The following is a 16,590-nucleotide window of genomic DNA, read 5'->3' on the forward strand; positions in this document are numbered from 1 at the left end:
ATCGCACAATCGATTTGTCACCTCGTCTTTCGCTCCATAGTCTTCGTCTTTCGGCGCGGGCGGCGGGGAAGGTCGGGGGGGGATGGCGGTCGGGAGAGGATATCGGCTCGCCGGCGTGGTGCTATTGGCGACCGCCCCGGCCGTGCAGGCACAGGAGGCTGCGGCGCCGGCAACCCAGAACGAAACGCCGCAGGACATCGTCATCACCGGCGAACGGCTGCGCGGGTCGGTGATCGGCGATGCCGCGCCGGTCGCGGTGCTCGACGCGCAGGCGCTCAAGGCGCTGGGTGCGACGCGGATCGACGACATCCTCAAATTGCTCAAGCCGCTGACCACCTCCAACAGTGGCGCCGACCCGGTGTTCCTGCTCAACGGCCGGCGAATATCGGGCTATGGCGAGTTGCGGACGCTGCCGCCCGAGGCGATCGAGCGGACCGAGATCCTGCCCGAGCAGGAATCGGCGCGGTTCGGCTTTCCGCCGACGGTACGGGTGACCAACTTCATCACCAAGAAGCATTTCCGCTCGCTCGCGGTCGAGGAGGGCGCGGGCACCACCACCGATGGCGGCGCGAGCACCGCCGCGCTCGAACTCGGCTCGACGCGGCTCGACGATGCGCGCCGCACCTCGGTGACGATCAATTACGACCGGCAGGACCCATTGTCCGGGGCGCGGCGGTCGACGGTGCCGGATGCAAGCAACCTGTTCGACCTGACCGGCAACGTCACCGGCATCGGCGGCGGTGCGATCGATCCGGCGCTCGATGCGCTGGCGGGCAGGGCGGTAACCGCGGCGGCGGTGCCGGGGGATCCCGTCGCGCGCGGCACGCTCGCCGGTTACGCCGCGGGGGTTCCCCGGGTCACCGATCTGGCGCCCTATCAGTCGCTCGCGAGCCGCGATCAGTTGCGGGTCGACGGCACGCAGTCGGTGCCGATCGGCAAGACGGTGACCGCGTCGCTCAACCTGACGATGGAGGCGCAGCGCGGCGTCGGGCTGGCGGGCCTGCCGACCGCGGTGCTGCGGGTGCCTGCAGGCAATCCGGCGTCGCCCTTCGCCACCGACGTGCTGCTCTATCGCTATCTGCCGGAGGCGGGGACGCTACGTCAGCGGACGCAGGCGCTTTCGCTTCATGCCGGCAGCACCGTGCAGGGCAGTCTGAAGCGGTGGATCTGGACGGTGACCGGCAGCTACGATCGCGCGCGGACCACCGCCGCGGTCGATCGCGGCATCGCGACCGACGCGATCCAGGCGGCGATCGACGCCGGCGCCGATCCGTTCCAGCCGCTCGGCGCGAATGCCGTCGTCGACCGGCTGGTCAGCCGCAGCCGCACGGTGGTGCAGACGCTGGTCGGCAAGGCGACCGTGGTCGGGCCGCTGCTGGCGCTGCCCGCGGGCGATGCGCAGATGACGTTGACCGGCGATTTCGCCCGTTCGTCCAGCGGCGGCGTCGCGACCGACACGCCGGCGGCGCTGCTCGACCTGCGCCGGGTGACCAAGAGCGGCAGCGTCGCGCTCGACCTGCCGATCGCCTCGGCGAGCCGCGGCGTGCTCGATGCGATCGGGTCGCTTTCCGCCAATGCATCGCTCGGCGTGTCGGCGGTGTCCGATTACGGCAGCCTCGCGAGCCGCAATCTCGGCCTGATCTGGACGCCGGTCGCGCCGTTGCAGGTCTCCGTCTCGACCAACGTCAGCCAGACGGCGCCTGATATCGCGTTGCTGACCAACCCGGTGGTCATCGTTCCCAATGCGCCGTTCTTCGATTTCGTCACCGGCACCAGCGGCCTCGTCGCGGTGACCGCGGGCGGCAATCCCGCGCTGGGGCCGGAGCGGCGGCAGGTCGATACCGCCGGGCTGGCGTGGCAGCCGATCAAGGGCAAGGAGCTGCGCTTCAACCTCGACTATATCGCGACGCGGATCGACGGCCAGATCGGCTATCTTCAGGCGGTGACGGTGGCGCTGCAATCGGCGTTTCCGGACCGGTTCGTCCGCGATGCGGCCGGGCAATTGACCAGCGTCGACGTCCGCCCGGTCAATCTGGCGCGCGAACGCGAACGCAAGATCCAGGGCAAGATGTCGCTCTGGACGATGATCGGCCCGGAGCCGAAACCGCCCGCCACGCCGCCGGCCAAGGACGCGCCGCCACCGCCGCCGCCCAAGCCGCGGCCGTCGCTCTATGCCTTCGCCACCATGACGGCACGGATCGACGACCGGCTGCTGGCGCAGCCCGGTCAGCCGACGCTCGATCTGCTCGACGGCCAGTCGATCAGCGGCAATGGCGGCCGGCCCCGCTACGAGGCGCAGGGATCGTTCGGTGGGGCCTACGGTCCGGTTCAGGGCGGCATCTTCTGCATGTGGCAGGCGCCGACGCGCATCCGCAGCACGATCGCGGCATCGGACCTGCGCTTCTCGGCGCGGACCTTCCTCGCGCTCTACAGTACGATCGACGCGGAGAAACTGACCAAGGCGAGCTGGGCGAAGAGCCTCAGCTTCCAGCTCCAGGTGAACAACATCCTCAACGACCGGATCGCGGTGCGCGACCGCAACGGCGTGACGCCCTATCGCTTCCAGCCGGCGTTCCTCGATCCCTATGGGCGGATCGTGAAGCTATCGGTGCGCAAGCTGTTCTGAAGCGGGCGCTGCGCCTTGTTCGCCAATCCGACGGTCGCGACACCCTACGAGCTCCACCAGTGCTCCCGCGTAGGCGGGAGCCCAGGGCCAAGTGAAACAACGTCTGATGGCGTGCGTGACTCCAGTGCTCCCGCCTGCGCGGGAGCACTGGAGGGGGGCGGGGGTAATCGCGCGTTCCGTATCGGTCCCGGCGCTTGCCGGGCTAACGGCCGCCACGAAAAAGGGCGGCCCGTTGCCGGACCGCCCCTTTCGGAACCGTGGTTCGCGAACCGCTTAGCGCTTCGAGAACTGGAAGCTGCGGCGTGCCTTCGCACGGCCGTACTTCTTGCGCTCGACGGTACGGCTGTCGCGGGTCAGGAAGCCTGCCGCCTTGACCGGGGCGCGCAGCACCGGCTCGAAGCGGGTCAGCGCCTGGCTGATGCCGTGCTTGACCGCGCCGGCCTGGCCCGAAAGGCCGCCGCCCTTGACGGTGCAGATCACGTCATACTGACCTTCGCGCTCGGTGATGCCGAACACCTGGTTGATGACGAGACGCAGCGTCGGACGCGCGAAATAGACTTCCTGATCGCGACCGTTGATCGTGATCTTGCCCGAACCCGGCTTCAGCCAGACGCGGGCGACGGCGTCCTTGCGGCGGCCGGTCGCATAGGCGCGGCCGTATTTGTCGAGGACCTGCTCGCGCAGTGGGGTGACCGGGAGCACCTGCGTCGGGGCGGCGGGCGCCTCACCGTCGGTGGTGATCGCGGGCGCGCCGGCGGCGGCCGGAGCGGGCTGCTGCGTCAGCGACGCGAGATCGGAAAGCGACTGGCGATTGTCGGTCATTACGCGCCCACCTTGTTCTTGCGGTTCATGCCGCCAATGTCGAGAACGTCCGGGTTCTGAGCTTCGTGCGGATGCTCGCTGCCCTTGAAGATGCGCAGGTTGCGCATCTGCTCGCGACCGAGCGGACCGCGCGGGATCATGCGCTCGACGGCCTTTTCGAGGACGCGCTCCGGGAAGCGGCCGTCGAGGACCTTGGCGGCGGTGATGCCCTTGATGCCGCCGGCATAGCCGGTGTGCTTGTAATAGACCTTCTTCGCGGCCTTGTTGCCGGTGAAGCGGATCTTGTCGGCGTTGATGACGATGACGTTGTCACCGCAATCGACGTGCGGGGTGAACGACGTCTTGTGCTTGCCGCGCAGGACGTTGGCGATGATCGTCGCCGCGCGACCGACCACCAGGCCGTCGGCATCGACGATATGCCACTTCTTCTCCACCTCGTGCGGCTTGGCCGACTTGGTGGTCTTCATGAGCGCCTTCATGGCGTTGGACCTTCCAGTTTGAAACGATGCACGCCGCCCCGGAGGACGGCGTGATTGACCGCGCTACTGCTGGATGGCCCCCCGAAAGTCAAGCAAAGCGCGGCGTTGCTGACGGGTAAAATAATACCATGGGCTCGTTCAGGCGGTCTGGCGGCCCACCGCATGGGCGGCGAAGACGGTGGCGATCAGCAGCAGGGCGGCATTGGCCTGATGCGCCACGGCGAGGTCGATCTGCACGCCGCTGAGCAGCGTCGCGATGCCGAGCACGATCTGCAACGCGACCAGCACGATCACCCACCAGCCCGCCTTCGCGCCGGTGCGCGTCGCGCGCACCGCCAGCCAGACCAGCCCGGCGGCGGTGACGAACGCCCACCAGCGGTGGATGAACTGCACGACCACCGGATTGTCGACCGCGTTGCGCCAGCCGGGATCGACCATCGGCACGTTGGCGGGGAACAGCGCATCGCCCATCAGCGGCCAGCTCGCGAAGGCATAGCCGGCGTCGAGCCCGGCGGTGAACGCGCCATAGAGGAGCTGGACGACGAGCAGCGCCAGCGCGGCGATCGCGACGCCGGTCAGCCGCGCCGGATGGGCGAGGGGGCTGCGATGCAGCGCGCGCAGGTCGAGCGCGGTCCAGACGATGCCGGCGAGGATGGTGAGCGCGGTGAGCAGGTGGATCGCGAGCCGCACGTGGCTGACGTCGGTGCGCACCGACAGGCCGGAGGCGACCATCCACCAGCCGATCGCACCCTGGAAGCCGCCGAGCGCGAGCAGGGCGACCAGTCGCCAGCCGTAGCCGGCGGGGATCTGCTTGCGGATCGCGAACCACAGCAGCGGCGCGGCGAAGGCGAGGCCGATGATCCGGCCGAGCAGGCGATGCGCATATTCCCAGAAGAAGATGTGTTTGAAGCCGGTCAGCGTCATCCCCTGGTTGAACGCGGCATATTCGGGGATGCGGCGATAGCCGGCGAATTCGGCCTGCCATTGCGCCTCGGTCAGCGGCGGGACGATGCCGCTGATCGGCTTCCACGAGGTGATCGACAGGCCCGATTCGGTGAGCCGGGTGATCCCGCCGACGACGACCATCGCGACGATGAGACCGGCGACGACGAACAGCCACCGCGCGACGCTGCGTGGCCGGGCACGCGAGAGGAAGGCGGCACTGGGCTGGAGCATGGCGCCGCCATACGCGCTTTGCGCGGGCGTCGCCAGCGCGTTGGGGGCTTGCCTGTCGAAGCGCGGTGGGACTCACCCGCCCTTCGACAGGCTCAGGGCTAACGGGGATTGATATTCAGGGGCTAAAGAAAAATCCTCCCCCGCCAGGGGGAGGTGGCAGGCCGAAGGCCTGACGGAGGGGGAGGACACGAAACAGACGTGGTCGCTTACCCCCCCTCCGTCACGGCTTCGCCGCGCCACCTCCCCCTGGCGGGGGAGGACTTTGAAAGAATGCCGGTTGATCCGATGGGGGCAGTAGCCGCGCCGGATCGATCGCCCTCACACCACCAATGGCGCGTGGTCGATGCGGGGGAGGACGTGGCGGGCGAACAGGTCGGCTTCGGCGGCATGCGGGTAGCCCGACAGGATGAAGGCATCGATCCCCGCGTCGCGATAGGCCGCCAGCTTGGCGAGCACCTGGTCGGGGTCGCCGACGATCGCCGCGCCGCAGCCCGATCGGGCGCGGCCGATGCCGGTCCACAGATTGGCCTCGGCATAGCCGTCCTGCCGCACCGCTTCCTCGCGCAGCTCGGCCTGGCGGCGGACGCCGGCCGATTGCGAGTCGAGCGAGCGGGCGCGGATCGCCGCGCCGGTGTCGTCATCGAGCTTCGACAGCAGGCGGTCGGCGGCAGCGCGTGCCTCCGCCTCGGTCTCGCGGACGACGACGTGGACGCGATAGCCGAAGCGCAGGGTACGGCCATGCCGCTCGGCCCGCGCGCGGAGGTCGGCGACGATCGCGCGGACGCCCTCCATTGTGTCGGGCCACATCAGATAGACGTCGCAGCCTTGCGCCGCCGCCTCGCGCGCCGCCTCCGACAGGCCGCCGAAATAGAGCGGCGGGCAGCGGCCCGAGACCGTGCCGATCCGCGGCGGATCGATCCTGAGTTGCCAGAATTCGCCCTGATGATCGAGCGGCTTGCCGTCGAGCAGGGTACGCAGGATGGTCATCGCCTCCAGCGTGCGGGCGTAGCGCGGGCCGCTCGCCAGCGTCTCGCCGGGCAGGTCGCTGGAGATGATGTTGATCGCCAGCCGCGCGAGCCCGCCGGCGCCGGCGCCGAGCATCCGGTCGATCGTCGCAATCTGGCGGGCGAGCTGCGGCGGCCAGCATTCGCCGATCCGCACCGCCATCAGCATCCGCATCCGCCGGAGCAGCGGCGCCATCGCCGCGGCGAAGGCGGTGGTGTCGATGCCGAGCGCATAGCCCGACGGCAGCAGCACGTTGTCGAAGCCGCCGCTCTCCGCCTGCAACACGATGTCGCGGCAATGGTCGAAGCTCGATTGCAGCCGGGGATCGGGGACGCCGAGGAATTCGTAATCGTCGTCGCACAGGGCCGAGAACCAGCTGATCTCGCAGGGGCCGCGCGCGGTCATGGCAGCCGCTCCGCCATGCCGGCCTGCAACACGTCGTACCAGGCGGTGCGCGTCCATTCGACCTTATAGGCGTCGGCGGAGGCACGGATGCGCGCCGGCGTCTGCGAACCGACGATCGGGATGATCCGCGCCGGATGCGCCATCGCCCAGGCGAGCGCGGTCGTCGCGGCGTCGACCCCGAACTGCGCGCCGTGCGCCGCCAGCGCCTGTGCCGCGGGATGGCTGCCGTCGGCGAGCCGGCCGCCGCCGAGCGGCGACCAGGCGAGCACCGCCAGATCGTGCCGCATCGCCTGGTCGAGCGTGCCGTCGAACAGCGGCGCGACGTGCAAAGGCGAGAATTCGGGCTGGACGCTGACGATCGGCCGGCCGAGAAAGGCTTGCAGCGTATCGACTTCGGCAGGGCTGTGGTTGGAGACGCCGATCGCGCGGACCTTGCCCGCGTCGACCATCCGGTCGAGCGCCGCCGCTACCTCTTGCGGGTGGGTGAGCAGGTCGCGCCGGTGGATCTGATAGAGATCGACGCGGTCGATCCGCATCCGCGCGAGCGAGTCGTCGAGCGCGGCGGCCAGATAGGGCGCGCTGCTGTTGTAGGGAATGCCGGGGCGGATGCCGCTTTTGGTCGCGATCACCATCGTGTCGCGCAGGGCTGGCGCCTCGGCGAGCGCGCGGCCGAACAGCGTCTCGGCCGAGCCGAAGCCGGCGGGCTGGTCGGCGCCATAGATGTCGGCGGTGTCGAACAGGGTGATCCCAGCTTCGAGCGCGGCGTCGATCCGCGCCCGTACCGCGGCAAGGTCGTCTCCGGCCAGCCGCCACATGCCCCAGGCTATCGGCGAAACGAGGATATCGCTCTTGCCGAGCGGGCGGGGTTGGCTTGAAAGGCGCAGCGTCGTCATGACCGGCGACATGGCATAGGGAGGCAAGCGATGGTAGCCGCGATCAGATACGCCGTGGTCGGCACGGGGATGATGGGCGTCGAGCATCTGCGCAACATCGCGCTCGTTCCCGGCGCGGAGGTGGTGGCGATCGTCGATCCGGTGGCGACCTCGCTCGGCTGGGCGCGCGACGCACTCGGCGAACACGCCGCCGGTGTCGCCGCCTATGACGATGTCGCCGTGTTCGCGCGCGAGGCGACGGTCGACGCGATCGTCGTCGCCGCGCCCAACCACACCCACCGCGCCGTGCTGGAGCCCTTGTTCGGCATGGATGCGGCGATCCTGTGCGAGAAGCCGCTGGCGACGACGATCGCCGACGCGCTCTGGATCGTCGCGCAGGCGGCGGGACGCGCGCGGCCGTTCTGGACGGGGATGGAATATCGCTTCATGCCGCCCGCCGCCGCGTTCATCGACCAGATCCATGCCGGCCGCGTCGGCCGGCTGCACATGCTGTCGATCCGCGAGCACCGCTTTCCCTTCCTGCCCAAGGTCGGCGACTGGAACCGCTTCGCGCGCAACACCGGCGGCACGATGGTCGAGAAATGCTGCCATTTCTTCGACCTGATGCGGCTGATCGTCGGCGCGGAGGCGGTGCGCGTCCATTGTTCGGGCGCGATGGACGTCAACCATCGCGACGAACGTTACGCCGGCGAGGCGCCCGACATCATCGACAACAGCTTCACGACGGTCGATTTCGCCAATGGCGTGCGCGCGATGCTCGATCTGTCGATGTTCGCCGACGGCGCCGAGCATCAGGAAGAGATGAGCGCGACCGGCGATGCCGCGCGTCTCGACGTGCTGATCCCGCCGGGCGAGCTGGTGTTCTCGCCGCGCGTCGGCTTCGGCAGCCCGAAGCGGGTCGAGCGGACGCGGGTCGCAATTGACCCGACCGCGCGCGCCGCCGGATCGCACGAGGGCGCGACCTATTACCAGCATCTCGCCTTCGCCGCGGCGGTGCGCGGCGAGGGGCCGGTGCTGGTCAGCGCCGAGGACGGCCTGCGCGCGGTCGCGATCGGCACCGCGGCCGAGATCAGCGCGCGCGAGCATCGCGTGGTGGAGATGACCGAGATCGCGTGACGGGAGGCGTGCATGACGTGGTTCGATCGGTTCGGATGTTCGGTGCCGCTGATCCAGGCGCCGATGGCGGGCGTGTCGACGCCGGCACTGGCTGCGGCGGTGTGCGAGGCGGGAGCGATGGGGTCGATCGGCGTCGGCGCGACCGATGCCGCGCGCGCGCGCGCGATGATCGCGGCGGTGCGGGCAGCGACCGGGCGGCCGTTCAACGTCAATCTGTTCGTCCATCGCACGCCGCGGGCCGATCCGGCGCGCGAGGCGGCATGGCTGGCGGCGCTCGCGCCGTTGTTCGCCGAATTCGGGGCGACGCCGCCGGCGACGCTGCGGACGATCTACCGCAGCTTCGCCGACGATCCCGGGATGCTCGCGATGTTGCTGGAGGTGGCGCCGCCGGTGGTCAGCTTCCACTTCGGCCTGCCTTCGGCGGAGGCGATCGCCGCGTTGCGGGGGCGCGGCATCGTGCTGCTCGCGACCGCGACGAGCCTCGCCGAGGCGCGGGCGATCGAGACGGCGGGGATCGACGCCGTCGTCGCACAGGGGATCGAGGCCGGCGGGCATCGCGGCATCTTCGACCCCGCGGCGCCCGACGACGAACTTGGCACGGTCGCGCTGACCCGGCTGCTGGTGCGCGAGACGCGTCTGCCGGTGATCGCGGCGGGCGGGATTATGGACGGCGCCGGGATCGCCGCGGGGCTCGATCTCGGTGCGCTCGCGGCGCAACTCGGCACCGCGTTCATCGGCTGCCCTGAATCGGCGGCGGACGACGCCTATCGGGCGGCGCTGGCGGGGCCGGGGGCCTATCACACGCGGATGACCGCGGCGGTTTCGGGGCGGCCGGCGCGGGCGCTGGCCAATCGCTTCACCGCGCTCGTCACCGATCGGCGGCCGCCCGATTACCCCATCGCCTATGATGCCGGAAAGGCGTTGCATGCCGCGGCGCGGGCGCGGGGCGAGCACGGCTTCGGCGCGCAATGGGCCGGGCAGGGTGCGCCGCTGGCACGGCCGATGCCGGCGGCGGCGCTGGTCGCCACGCTGCGGGCGGAATTGCAGGCGTGCCGCGCAGCTTACGCCGCCACGGCGTGATCCGCGGCGAGGCCTTCCTCGACGATCGCGATGAAATGGCGGCAGGGCAATGTGGCGGACTGGCGGTGGTGGATCAGCCACATGTCGGTGCGCGCCTGCGGGTCGAGCAGCGGCAGATAGGTGAGGCCGGTCGACTGCAAGGCGCATAGCGACGCGGCGACGATCGTCACGCCGACCCCCGCGGCGACGAGGCCGAGCAGGGTCGAGGCTTCGCCGACGCGCTGCGCGACCACCGGCTCGCCGCCGCCCTCGCGGATCATCGCGAAGATGCGGTCGCTGAAACAGCCGCTGCGGTCGCGACCGTAGACGACCATCGGCTCACCGGCGATATCCGTCAGCCGCAGCGCACTGCGCGTCGCGAGCGGGTGATCGGCGCGCATCGCGACGAACAGCCCCTCACTGAGCAGGCGTGTCGCCGCGACCCCCTCGGGCAGCGCCGGCGGCCCGAAGTGGCGGACGAAGCCGATGTCGAGCGCGCGGCTCTCCACCGCGGTGATCTGGTCGGGCGCGCCCATCTCGGTCAGCGACAATTGCACGTCGGGATAGGTGCGGCGGTAGGCGTTGATCGCCAGCGCGACCGGCGGGATGAACGGTGCCGACGGATTGAAGCCGATGCTCAGCGCGCCGATGTCGCCGCGCGCCGCCCGGCGGGCGATCTCCACCGCACGATCGGCCTGGCGGATCGTCTCGCGCGCGGCGTCGAGGAACAATGTGCCCGCGGGGGTCAGCGCGACGCGGCGGCTGGTTCGCTCGAACAATCGCACGCCGATCTCTTCTTCGAGCTGGCGGATCTGCTGGCTGAGCGGCGGCTGCGAGATGCCGAGCCGCGTCGCCGCCCGCGCGAAATGCAGATCGGAGGCGACCTGGATGAAATATCGGAGATGGCGAAGTTCCATGATCCATATCTACTACGTCTCGATCCGGCGTAAACCGATATTGGACAAGCGCATGGTTAACCGCGCAATCGCTGCGGTGCAGCAAGGGTTGCGCTGCGGTTCGAAGCCGATGGAGCAGGTCGTGTCCCACGCTGCGTTGAGAATGCCCGCCGCCCCGGCGCAGGGTCGGCCATGATCGGTCTCGTCCGCACCGCGCTGGCGCGCCCGCTCACCTTCGTGGTGATGGCGATCGTGATCGGCATCGTCGGCGTGCTCGCCGCACTGCGCACCCCGGTCGACATCTTCCCGGACATCCGCGTGCCGGTGATCGCCACCGCGTGGCAATATAGCGGCCTGTCGCCGGACGAGATGTCGGGACGGATCATCACCCCGTTCGAACGCGTGCTGACCACCACGGTCAACGGCATCGATCATATCGAAAGCCAGTCGCTGCCCGGCATCGGCGTGGTGAAGATCTATTTCCAGCCCGGCGCCGACATCCGCACCGCCACCGCGCAGGTGACCTCGGTCTCGCAGACCGTGCTCAAGCAGCTCCCGCCCGGCATCACCCCGCCTCTGGTGCTCAACTACAGCGCCTCGACCGTGCCGATCGTCCAGCTCGCGCTGTCGGGCAAGGGCCTGTCGGAGGGGCAGATGTTCGATCTGGCCAGCAACCAGATCCGCCCCGGCCTGGTGACGGTGCCGGGCGCGGCGATCCCCTATCCCTCGGGCGGGCGGCAGCGGCAGGTTCAGATCGATCTCGATCCCCAGGCGCTGCAGTCGAAGGGGCTGTCGGCGCAGGACGTCGGCAATGCCATCGCCGCGCAGAACCAGATCAACCCGGCGGGCTTCGCCAAGATCGGCGGCTTTCAATATGCGGTGCGGCTCAACAACGCGCCGGGCAGCGTCGAGGAACTGAACAATTTGCCGATCAAGGTCGTCGGCGGCGCGACCATCTACATGCGCGACGTCGCACACGTCCGCGACGGCTCCGCGCCGCAGACCAACGTCGTCCACGTCGACGGCGCGCGCTCCGTCATCATGACCGTGCTGAAGAACGGCGCGACCTCGACGCTGGCGATCGTGCAGGGGATCAAGGACGCGCTCCCCAAGCTGGAGGAGACGCTGCCGCCCGGGCTCAAGATCGTGCCGATCGGCGACCAGTCGTTGTTCGTGAAGGCGGCGGTGGAAGGCGTGGTCAAGGAAGGCGCGATCGCCGCCGCGCTGACCAGCCTGATGATCCTGCTGTTCCTCGGCTCGTGGCGCTCGACCGTCATCATCGCGATCTCGATCCCGCTGGCGATCCTCGCCGCGATCATCGGCCTGGCGATCACCGGCAATACGCTCAACACGATGACGTTGGGCGGCCTCAGCCTCGCGGTCGGCATCCTCGTCGACGATGCGACGGTGACGATCGAGAACATCAACTGGCATCTCGAACAGGGCAAGCCGGTGCGGACCGCGATCCTCGACGGCGCCGCGCAGATCGTCACGCCCGCCTTCGTCTCCCTGCTCTGCATCTGCATCGTCTTCGTACCGATGTTCTTCCTGCCGGGGGTCGCCGGCTTCCTGTTCGTGCCGCTGGCGCTGGCGGTGGTGTTCGCGATGATCGCCAGCTTCATCCTGTCGCGCACCTTGGTGCCGACGATGGCGATGTACCTGCTGCGCCCGCACGGCAGCGGCGACGACCACGACCAGCATAGCGCCGGCACGCCGCAGACGCGCAACCCGCTGGTCCGCTTCCAGCGTGGGTTCGAGGCGCGGTTCGAGGCGATCCGCACGCGCTACGGCGGGCTGCTCGAACGCGCATTGGCGACGCCGCGGCCGTTCGTGATCGGCTTCCTCGCGGTGACCTTGCTGTCGTTCCTGCTGGTGCCGTTCCTCGGCCAGAACTTCTTCCCGGCGGTCGATGCCGGACAGATGGCGCTGCACGTCCGCGCGCCGGTCGGCAGCCGTATCGAGGACACGTCGGCGCAGTTCGACCGGATCGCGCGCCGCATCCGCCAGATCATTCCGGCGAACGAGCTCGTCTCGGTGGTCGACAACATCGGCCTGCCGGTCAGCTCGATCAACACGACCTACAACAATTCGGGTACGGTCGGACCGCAGGACGGCGACATATTGATCCAGCTCGCCGAGGATCACGCGCCGACCGCGGATTACGTCCGCCGCTTGCGTGAGCAGCTGCCGCGCGACTTCCCCGGCGCGACCTTCTCGTTCCTGCCTGCCGACATCACCAGCCAGATCCTCAACTTCGGCGCGCCGGCGCCGATCGATATCCAGGTGGCGGGCAAGGATGCGGCGGCCAATGCCGCTTATGCGCGGCTGATCCTGCGCCGCATCCAGGCGATCCCCGGCGTCGCGGACGCGCGCATCCAGCAATCGGCGCGCTATCCGCAGCTCGACGTCGCGGTCGATCGCAGCCGTATAGGCCAATACGGCTTGACCGAGCGCGACGTCACCACCAGCGTCGCCAACTCGCTCGCCGGCACGTCGCAGACCGCGCCGGTGTTCTTCCTCAACCCAGAAAACGGCGTGTCCTACCCGGTCGTCGCGCAGGCACCGGAATATCGCGTCGGCTCGATCGACGATCTGTCGAACATCCCGGTGTCGGGCAGCGCGGGGCCGGCGCAGGTGCTCGGCGGGCTGGGCACGATCCGGCGCAGCACCGCCGCGGCGGTGATCTCGCACTATAACATCGCGCCGGTGGTCGACATCTTCGCGACCCCCAACGACCGCGATCTCGGCGCGGTGTCGGCCGATATCAACGCGGTCCTCGCCTCGCTGAACGATCAGGCGCCCAAGGGCGCGACGGTGACGCTGCGCGGCCAATATGCGACGATGAACAGCGCCTTCTCCGGCCTCGGCTTCGGGCTGATCGGCGCGGTGCTGCTGATCTACCTGCTGATCGTCGTCAATTTCCAGAGCTGGCTCGACCCCTTCGTGATCATCACCGCGCTGCCCGGCGCGCTCGCCGGGATCGTGTGGATGCTGTTCGTCACCGGCACGACGCTGTCGGTACCGGCGCTGACCGGCGCGATCATGTGCATGGGCGTCGCCACCGCCAATGCGATCCTCGTCGTCAGCTTCGCGCGCGAACGGCTCGCGGACCTGGGCGATGCGACCGCGGCGGCGCTGGAGGCGGGGATGACCCGCTTCCGCCCGGTGCTGATGACCGCGCTGGCGATGATCATCGGCATGCTGCCGATGGCGCTGGGACTGGGCGAGGGCGGCGAGCAGAATGCGCCGCTCGGCCGCGCGGTGATCGGCGGGCTGGTCGTCGCGACCTTCGCCACCTTGTTGTTCGTACCCGTCATCTTCAGCCTCGTGCACCGCCGCCGCGCCGCGGCCGCCGCACCCGAGGCAAATCGTCTGGAGGAAGTCCATGGCTGAGCAGGAGGCCGTGCAGCGCGCCGGCAAGCCGCTGCGCCCGATCGTGATCGGCGCGGCGTTGCTCGCGGTCGGCGTCGCCGGGGCCGGCATCGCGATCCGCTCGCGCGCGGAGCATCGGCTCGCGAGCTGGACCGACGCGCAATCGACGCCGGCGGTCACCGTGCTGCATCCGGCAGCGGCGACGACGCAGGGCAATCTGTCGCTGCCGGCGGCGTTGCAGGCGCTCAACAGCGCGCCGATCTTCGCGCGCACCAGCGGTTACGTCCGGCGCTGGTACGTCGATATCGGCGATCCCGTGCGGGCGGGGCAGGTGCTCGCGGTGCTCGACGCGCCGGAGGTCGACCAGCAGCTCGCCGCCGCGCGCGCCAACCTGCAGACCGCGCAAGCCAATCGCCAGCTCGCCGCCTCCACCGCGACGCGCTGGCGGACGATGCTCGCCGAGGATGCGGTCTCGAAACAGGAGACCGACGAGAAGATCGGCGATCTCGCCGCCAAGACCGCGGTCGCCGAGGCGGCGCGCGCCGACGTGTCGCAGCTGCGCTTCACCCAGGGGTTCACGCGGCTGGTCGCGCCCTTCGCCGGGGTGGTGACGAGCCGCGCCACCGATGTCGGCGCCTTGGTCACCGCCGGCACCGCGGGATCGACGCCGCTGTTCACCGTCGCCGATGTCAGCCGCATCCGCGCCTATGTCCGCGTGCCGCAGAGTTATTCGGCGCAGGTCCATCGCGGCCAGCACGTCACGCTGGCGCTGCCCGAATATCCCGGCCGCCGCTTCGACGCCGAGCTGACGCGCACCGCAGATGCGGTCGATCCCGCGTCAGGGACGGTGCTTGTCGAGGTGCAGGCGGCCAATCCCGATCGCGCGCTCAAGCCCGGCGCCTATGCGCAGGCGAGCTTCCCGCTGGCGAGCGGCGGCAATGCGCTGACGCTGCCGGCGAGTGCGCTGATCATCGGCCAGAAAGGCACGCAGGTCGCGATCGTCGGTGCCGACCGTCGCGCGCATCTGCGCACGATCACGATCGGTCAGGACCGTGGCGCGACGGTCGAGGTCAGCGCCGGGCTGAACCGGGGTGACGACGTGATCGACAACCCGCCCGATTCGCTCGCCGAGGGTGATTCGGTACGCGTGACGGGGACAGCCAAGGCGCCGGTCGATGCCAAACACTAGGAGCCTCTTCGCCGCCGCCGCCGCGCTGGCGATGGCCGCCTGTTCGACGGCGCCCGACTATCACCGGCCGACCGCGGCGACGCCGCCCGCATTCAAGGAAGCGGCGGGTTGGCAGACGGCGGGCACCGCGGTGCCGCCTGCGGGCAAATGGTGGCAGGCGTTCGGCGATGCGACGCTCGACGGCCTCGAAGAGCAGGTCGCGGGGGGCAATTTCGATCTCGCCGCCGCCACGGCGCGCTACGAACAGGCGCGCGGGCTGGTCCGTCAGGCCCGGTCCGATCTGTATCCCGAGATCGGCGTCGGCGCATCGGCGGGGCGCCAGCGCGTCTCGGCGGGACGGCCGCTGTCGCCGACCGATTCCGCCGCGACCTATACGGTGGCGACGGTCGGCCCTTCGCTCGATTACGAGGTCGATCTATTCGGCCGGGTGCGCAATTCGATCCGCGCCAGCACCGCCGCCGCGCAGGCCAGCGAGGCCGATGTCGCCGGGCTGCGGCTCGGCTTGCAGGCGCAACTCGCCACCGCTTATTTCGACATGCGTGGGCTCGACGCGCGGATCGTGCTGCTGCGCGAGACGGTGACCGCGTTCGAGCGCGCCTTCCGCCTCACCGACACGCGCCACAGCGGCGGCATCGCCTCGGGCATCGACGTCAGCCGCGCGCAGAGCCAATTGTCGAGCGCACGGGCGGAATTGTCGTCGGTGGCGATCGCCCGCCAGCGCGACGAGCATGCGATCGCCGTCCTCATCGGCCGCCCGCCCGCGGAGGTGACGATCGCGGTGGTCGATCGCCAGCTCGCACCGCCGGCGATCCCCGCCGGCCTGCCCTCGACGTTGGTCGAGCGCCGCCCCGATATCGCCGCGGCCGAGCGCCGTGTCGCCGCCGCCAATGCGCGGATCGGCGTCGCCCGCGCGGCGCTGTTCCCGTCGCTGACGCTCGGCGCGTCGGGCGGCTTCCAGGCGGCGACCGGCGCCTTGTTCAGCGCCTCCAACACCTTCTGGGCGCTCGGCCCGGTGTCGGCGGCGCTGGCGGTGTTCGACGGCGGCCGGCGTCGCGCGGGCGTCCGCATCGCCCGTGCCGACTATGATGAGACCGTCGCGACCTATCGCCAGACCGTGCTCGATGCGTTCCGCGAGGTCGAGGACGACCTGTCCGCCCAGCGCCTGCTCGCCGCGCAGGAGAAGGATCAGCATGTCGCGGCCGACGCCGCGGCGCGCACCCGCGATTCCGCGCTGACGCGCTATCGCGACGGTGCCGCGGACTATCTCGATGTCGTCACCGCGCAGACCGCCGCGCTCGACGCGCAGCGCGCGCTGCTCGACCTGCGCAGCCGCCAGTTGCAGACCGCGACCGACACGATCCGCGCGCTGGGCGGCGCATATTGACCCGGACCGACCGACCTATCGATCCGCCCCATCGCCCCCACGCTCCGCGGCACTCGCATCGCGGAGCGCCTTGAACTCCGAACCGGGCCGCCATGCCGAGCCGCCGCGCCGTCGAGGCGAAACGCACTGGTATTTTTCTCAATCGCCGCATTGCCGGATGGTAGCGCT

The 16,590-nt window shown here is 70.0% G+C and carries 13 protein-coding genes; 7 read left to right on the forward strand and 6 right to left on the reverse strand.

Features of this window, described 5'->3' with window-relative positions:
• The first annotated feature begins 82 nt into the window (after positions 1-82).
• A complete protein-coding gene (locus FFS23_RS00070; RefSeq protein WP_171009293.1) occupies positions 83-2,626 on the forward strand; it encodes a TonB-dependent receptor in 2,544 nt (847 codons plus the stop codon).
• Between the two features lie 273 nt (positions 2,627-2,899).
• On the opposite strand, the gene rpsI is transcribed toward FFS23_RS00070, so the two are convergent.
• The 5 genes from rpsI to FFS23_RS00095 form a co-directional block, all read right to left on the reverse strand.
• A complete protein-coding gene (rpsI, locus tag FFS23_RS00075; RefSeq protein ID WP_038660557.1) occupies positions 2,900-3,448 on the reverse strand; it encodes a 30S ribosomal protein S9 in 549 nt (182 codons plus the stop codon).
• Positions 3,448-3,927, reverse strand: a complete 480-nt coding sequence (gene rplM, locus FFS23_RS00080; protein ID WP_038660554.1) for a 50S ribosomal protein L13 — start codon at positions 3,925-3,927, stop codon at positions 3,448-3,450. Before rplM ends, rpsI begins: the two co-directional genes overlap by 1 nt.
• Positions 3,928-4,065: 138 nt before the next feature.
• Positions 4,066-5,103 (reverse strand): COX15/CtaA family protein, encoded by a 1,038-nt coding sequence (locus FFS23_RS00085; protein ID WP_137896909.1) that lies wholly within the window; start codon positions 5,101-5,103, stop codon positions 4,066-4,068.
• A gap of 318 nt (positions 5,104-5,421) precedes the next feature.
• Positions 5,422-6,513 carry an LLM class flavin-dependent oxidoreductase gene (locus tag FFS23_RS00090; RefSeq protein WP_137896910.1) on the reverse strand — a complete coding sequence of 364 codons (1,092 nt, stop codon included), beginning with the start codon at positions 6,511-6,513 and terminating at the stop codon, positions 5,422-5,424.
• Positions 6,510-7,406: an aldo/keto reductase gene (locus FFS23_RS00095; protein WP_137896911.1), complete on the reverse strand. Its 897-nt coding sequence runs from the start codon at positions 7,404-7,406 to the stop codon at positions 6,510-6,512. The genes FFS23_RS00090 and FFS23_RS00095 overlap by 4 nt, the downstream gene beginning before the upstream one ends.
• 30 nt (positions 7,407-7,436) lie before the next feature.
• Between FFS23_RS00095 and FFS23_RS00100 the strand changes: the two genes are divergently transcribed.
• Together FFS23_RS00100 and FFS23_RS00105 are read left to right on the forward strand one after the other, a co-directional pair.
• Entirely contained in the window at positions 7,437-8,522 is a 1,086-nt protein-coding gene (locus tag FFS23_RS00100) for a Gfo/Idh/MocA family protein (protein ID WP_171009294.1), read from the forward strand.
• Positions 8,523-8,534: 12 nt separating this feature from the next.
• Entirely contained in the window at positions 8,535-9,602 is a 1,068-nt protein-coding gene (locus tag FFS23_RS00105) for an NAD(P)H-dependent flavin oxidoreductase (protein WP_137896912.1), read from the forward strand.
• On the opposite strand, the gene FFS23_RS00110 is transcribed toward FFS23_RS00105, so the two are convergent.
• Complete coding sequence (locus FFS23_RS00110; protein ID WP_137896913.1) at positions 9,584-10,498, reverse strand: LysR substrate-binding domain-containing protein; 915 nt, start codon at positions 10,496-10,498, stop codon at positions 9,584-9,586. The two genes, FFS23_RS00105 and FFS23_RS00110, sit on opposite strands and share 19 nt — an antisense overlap.
• On the opposite strand from FFS23_RS00110, the gene FFS23_RS19945 reads away from it, so the two are divergent.
• Genes FFS23_RS19945 through FFS23_RS00125 form a run of 4 tightly spaced genes read left to right on the forward strand, consistent with a single transcriptional unit; the run spans position 10,497 to position 16,422 of the window.
• Positions 10,497-10,673 (forward strand): hypothetical protein, encoded by a 177-nt coding sequence (locus FFS23_RS19945; protein ID WP_171009295.1) that lies wholly within the window; start codon positions 10,497-10,499, stop codon positions 10,671-10,673. The genes FFS23_RS00110 and FFS23_RS19945 overlap by 2 nt on opposite strands.
• Positions 10,670-13,870, forward strand: coding sequence for an efflux RND transporter permease subunit (locus tag FFS23_RS00115; RefSeq protein WP_137896914.1), 3,201 nt, complete (start codon positions 10,670-10,672; stop codon positions 13,868-13,870). Before FFS23_RS19945 ends, FFS23_RS00115 begins: the two co-directional genes overlap by 4 nt.
• Positions 13,863-15,038 carry an efflux RND transporter periplasmic adaptor subunit gene (locus FFS23_RS00120; RefSeq protein WP_137896915.1) on the forward strand — a complete coding sequence of 392 codons (1,176 nt, stop codon included), beginning with the start codon at positions 13,863-13,865 and terminating at the stop codon, positions 15,036-15,038. The genes FFS23_RS00115 and FFS23_RS00120 overlap by 8 nt, the downstream gene beginning before the upstream one ends.
• Entirely contained in the window at positions 15,025-16,422 is a 1,398-nt protein-coding gene (locus FFS23_RS00125; protein WP_137896916.1) for an efflux transporter outer membrane subunit, read from the forward strand. The genes FFS23_RS00120 and FFS23_RS00125 overlap by 14 nt, the downstream gene beginning before the upstream one ends.
• Positions 16,423-16,590 lie beyond the last annotated feature (168 nt).

The organism is Sphingomonas sp. 2SG (assembly GCF_005503285.1).
In the GTDB taxonomy this organism is placed as follows: domain Bacteria; phylum Pseudomonadota; class Alphaproteobacteria; order Sphingomonadales; family Sphingomonadaceae; genus Sphingomonas; species Sphingomonas taxi.

Excerpts from the sequence above, each read along its gene's own strand:
- FFS23_RS00085 (WP_137896909.1), bottom strand. The coding sequence starts at position 5,103 with ATGCTCCAGCCCAGTGCCGCCTTCCTCTCGCGTGCCCGGCCACGCAGC.
- FFS23_RS00090 (WP_137896910.1), bottom strand. The coding sequence starts at position 6,513 with ATGACCGCGCGCGGCCCCTGCGAGATCAGCTGGTTCTCGGCCCTGTGC.
- FFS23_RS00095 (WP_137896911.1), bottom strand. The coding sequence starts at position 7,406 with ATGACGACGCTGCGCCTTTCAAGCCAACCCCGCCCGCTCGGCAAGAGC.
- FFS23_RS00120 (WP_137896915.1), top strand. The coding sequence starts at position 13,863 with ATGGCTGAGCAGGAGGCCGTGCAGCGCGCCGGCAAGCCGCTGCGCCCG.
- FFS23_RS19945 (WP_171009295.1), top strand. The coding sequence starts at position 10,497 with ATGATCCATATCTACTACGTCTCGATCCGGCGTAAACCGATATTGGAC.
- rplM (WP_038660554.1), bottom strand. The coding sequence starts at position 3,927 with ATGAAGGCGCTCATGAAGACCACCAAGTCGGCCAAGCCGCACGAGGTG.
- FFS23_RS00115 (WP_137896914.1), top strand. The coding sequence starts at position 10,670 with ATGATCGGTCTCGTCCGCACCGCGCTGGCGCGCCCGCTCACCTTCGTG.
- FFS23_RS00100 (WP_171009294.1), top strand. The coding sequence starts at position 7,437 with ATGGTAGCCGCGATCAGATACGCCGTGGTCGGCACGGGGATGATGGGC.
- FFS23_RS00070 (WP_171009293.1), top strand. The coding sequence starts at position 83 with ATGGCGGTCGGGAGAGGATATCGGCTCGCCGGCGTGGTGCTATTGGCG.
- FFS23_RS00105 (WP_137896912.1), top strand. The coding sequence starts at position 8,535 with ATGACGTGGTTCGATCGGTTCGGATGTTCGGTGCCGCTGATCCAGGCG.
- rpsI (WP_038660557.1), bottom strand. The coding sequence starts at position 3,448 with ATGACCGACAATCGCCAGTCGCTTTCCGATCTCGCGTCGCTGACGCAG.
- FFS23_RS00125 (WP_137896916.1), top strand. The coding sequence starts at position 15,025 with ATGCCAAACACTAGGAGCCTCTTCGCCGCCGCCGCCGCGCTGGCGATG.
- FFS23_RS00110 (WP_137896913.1), bottom strand. The coding sequence starts at position 10,498 with ATGGAACTTCGCCATCTCCGATATTTCATCCAGGTCGCCTCCGATCTG.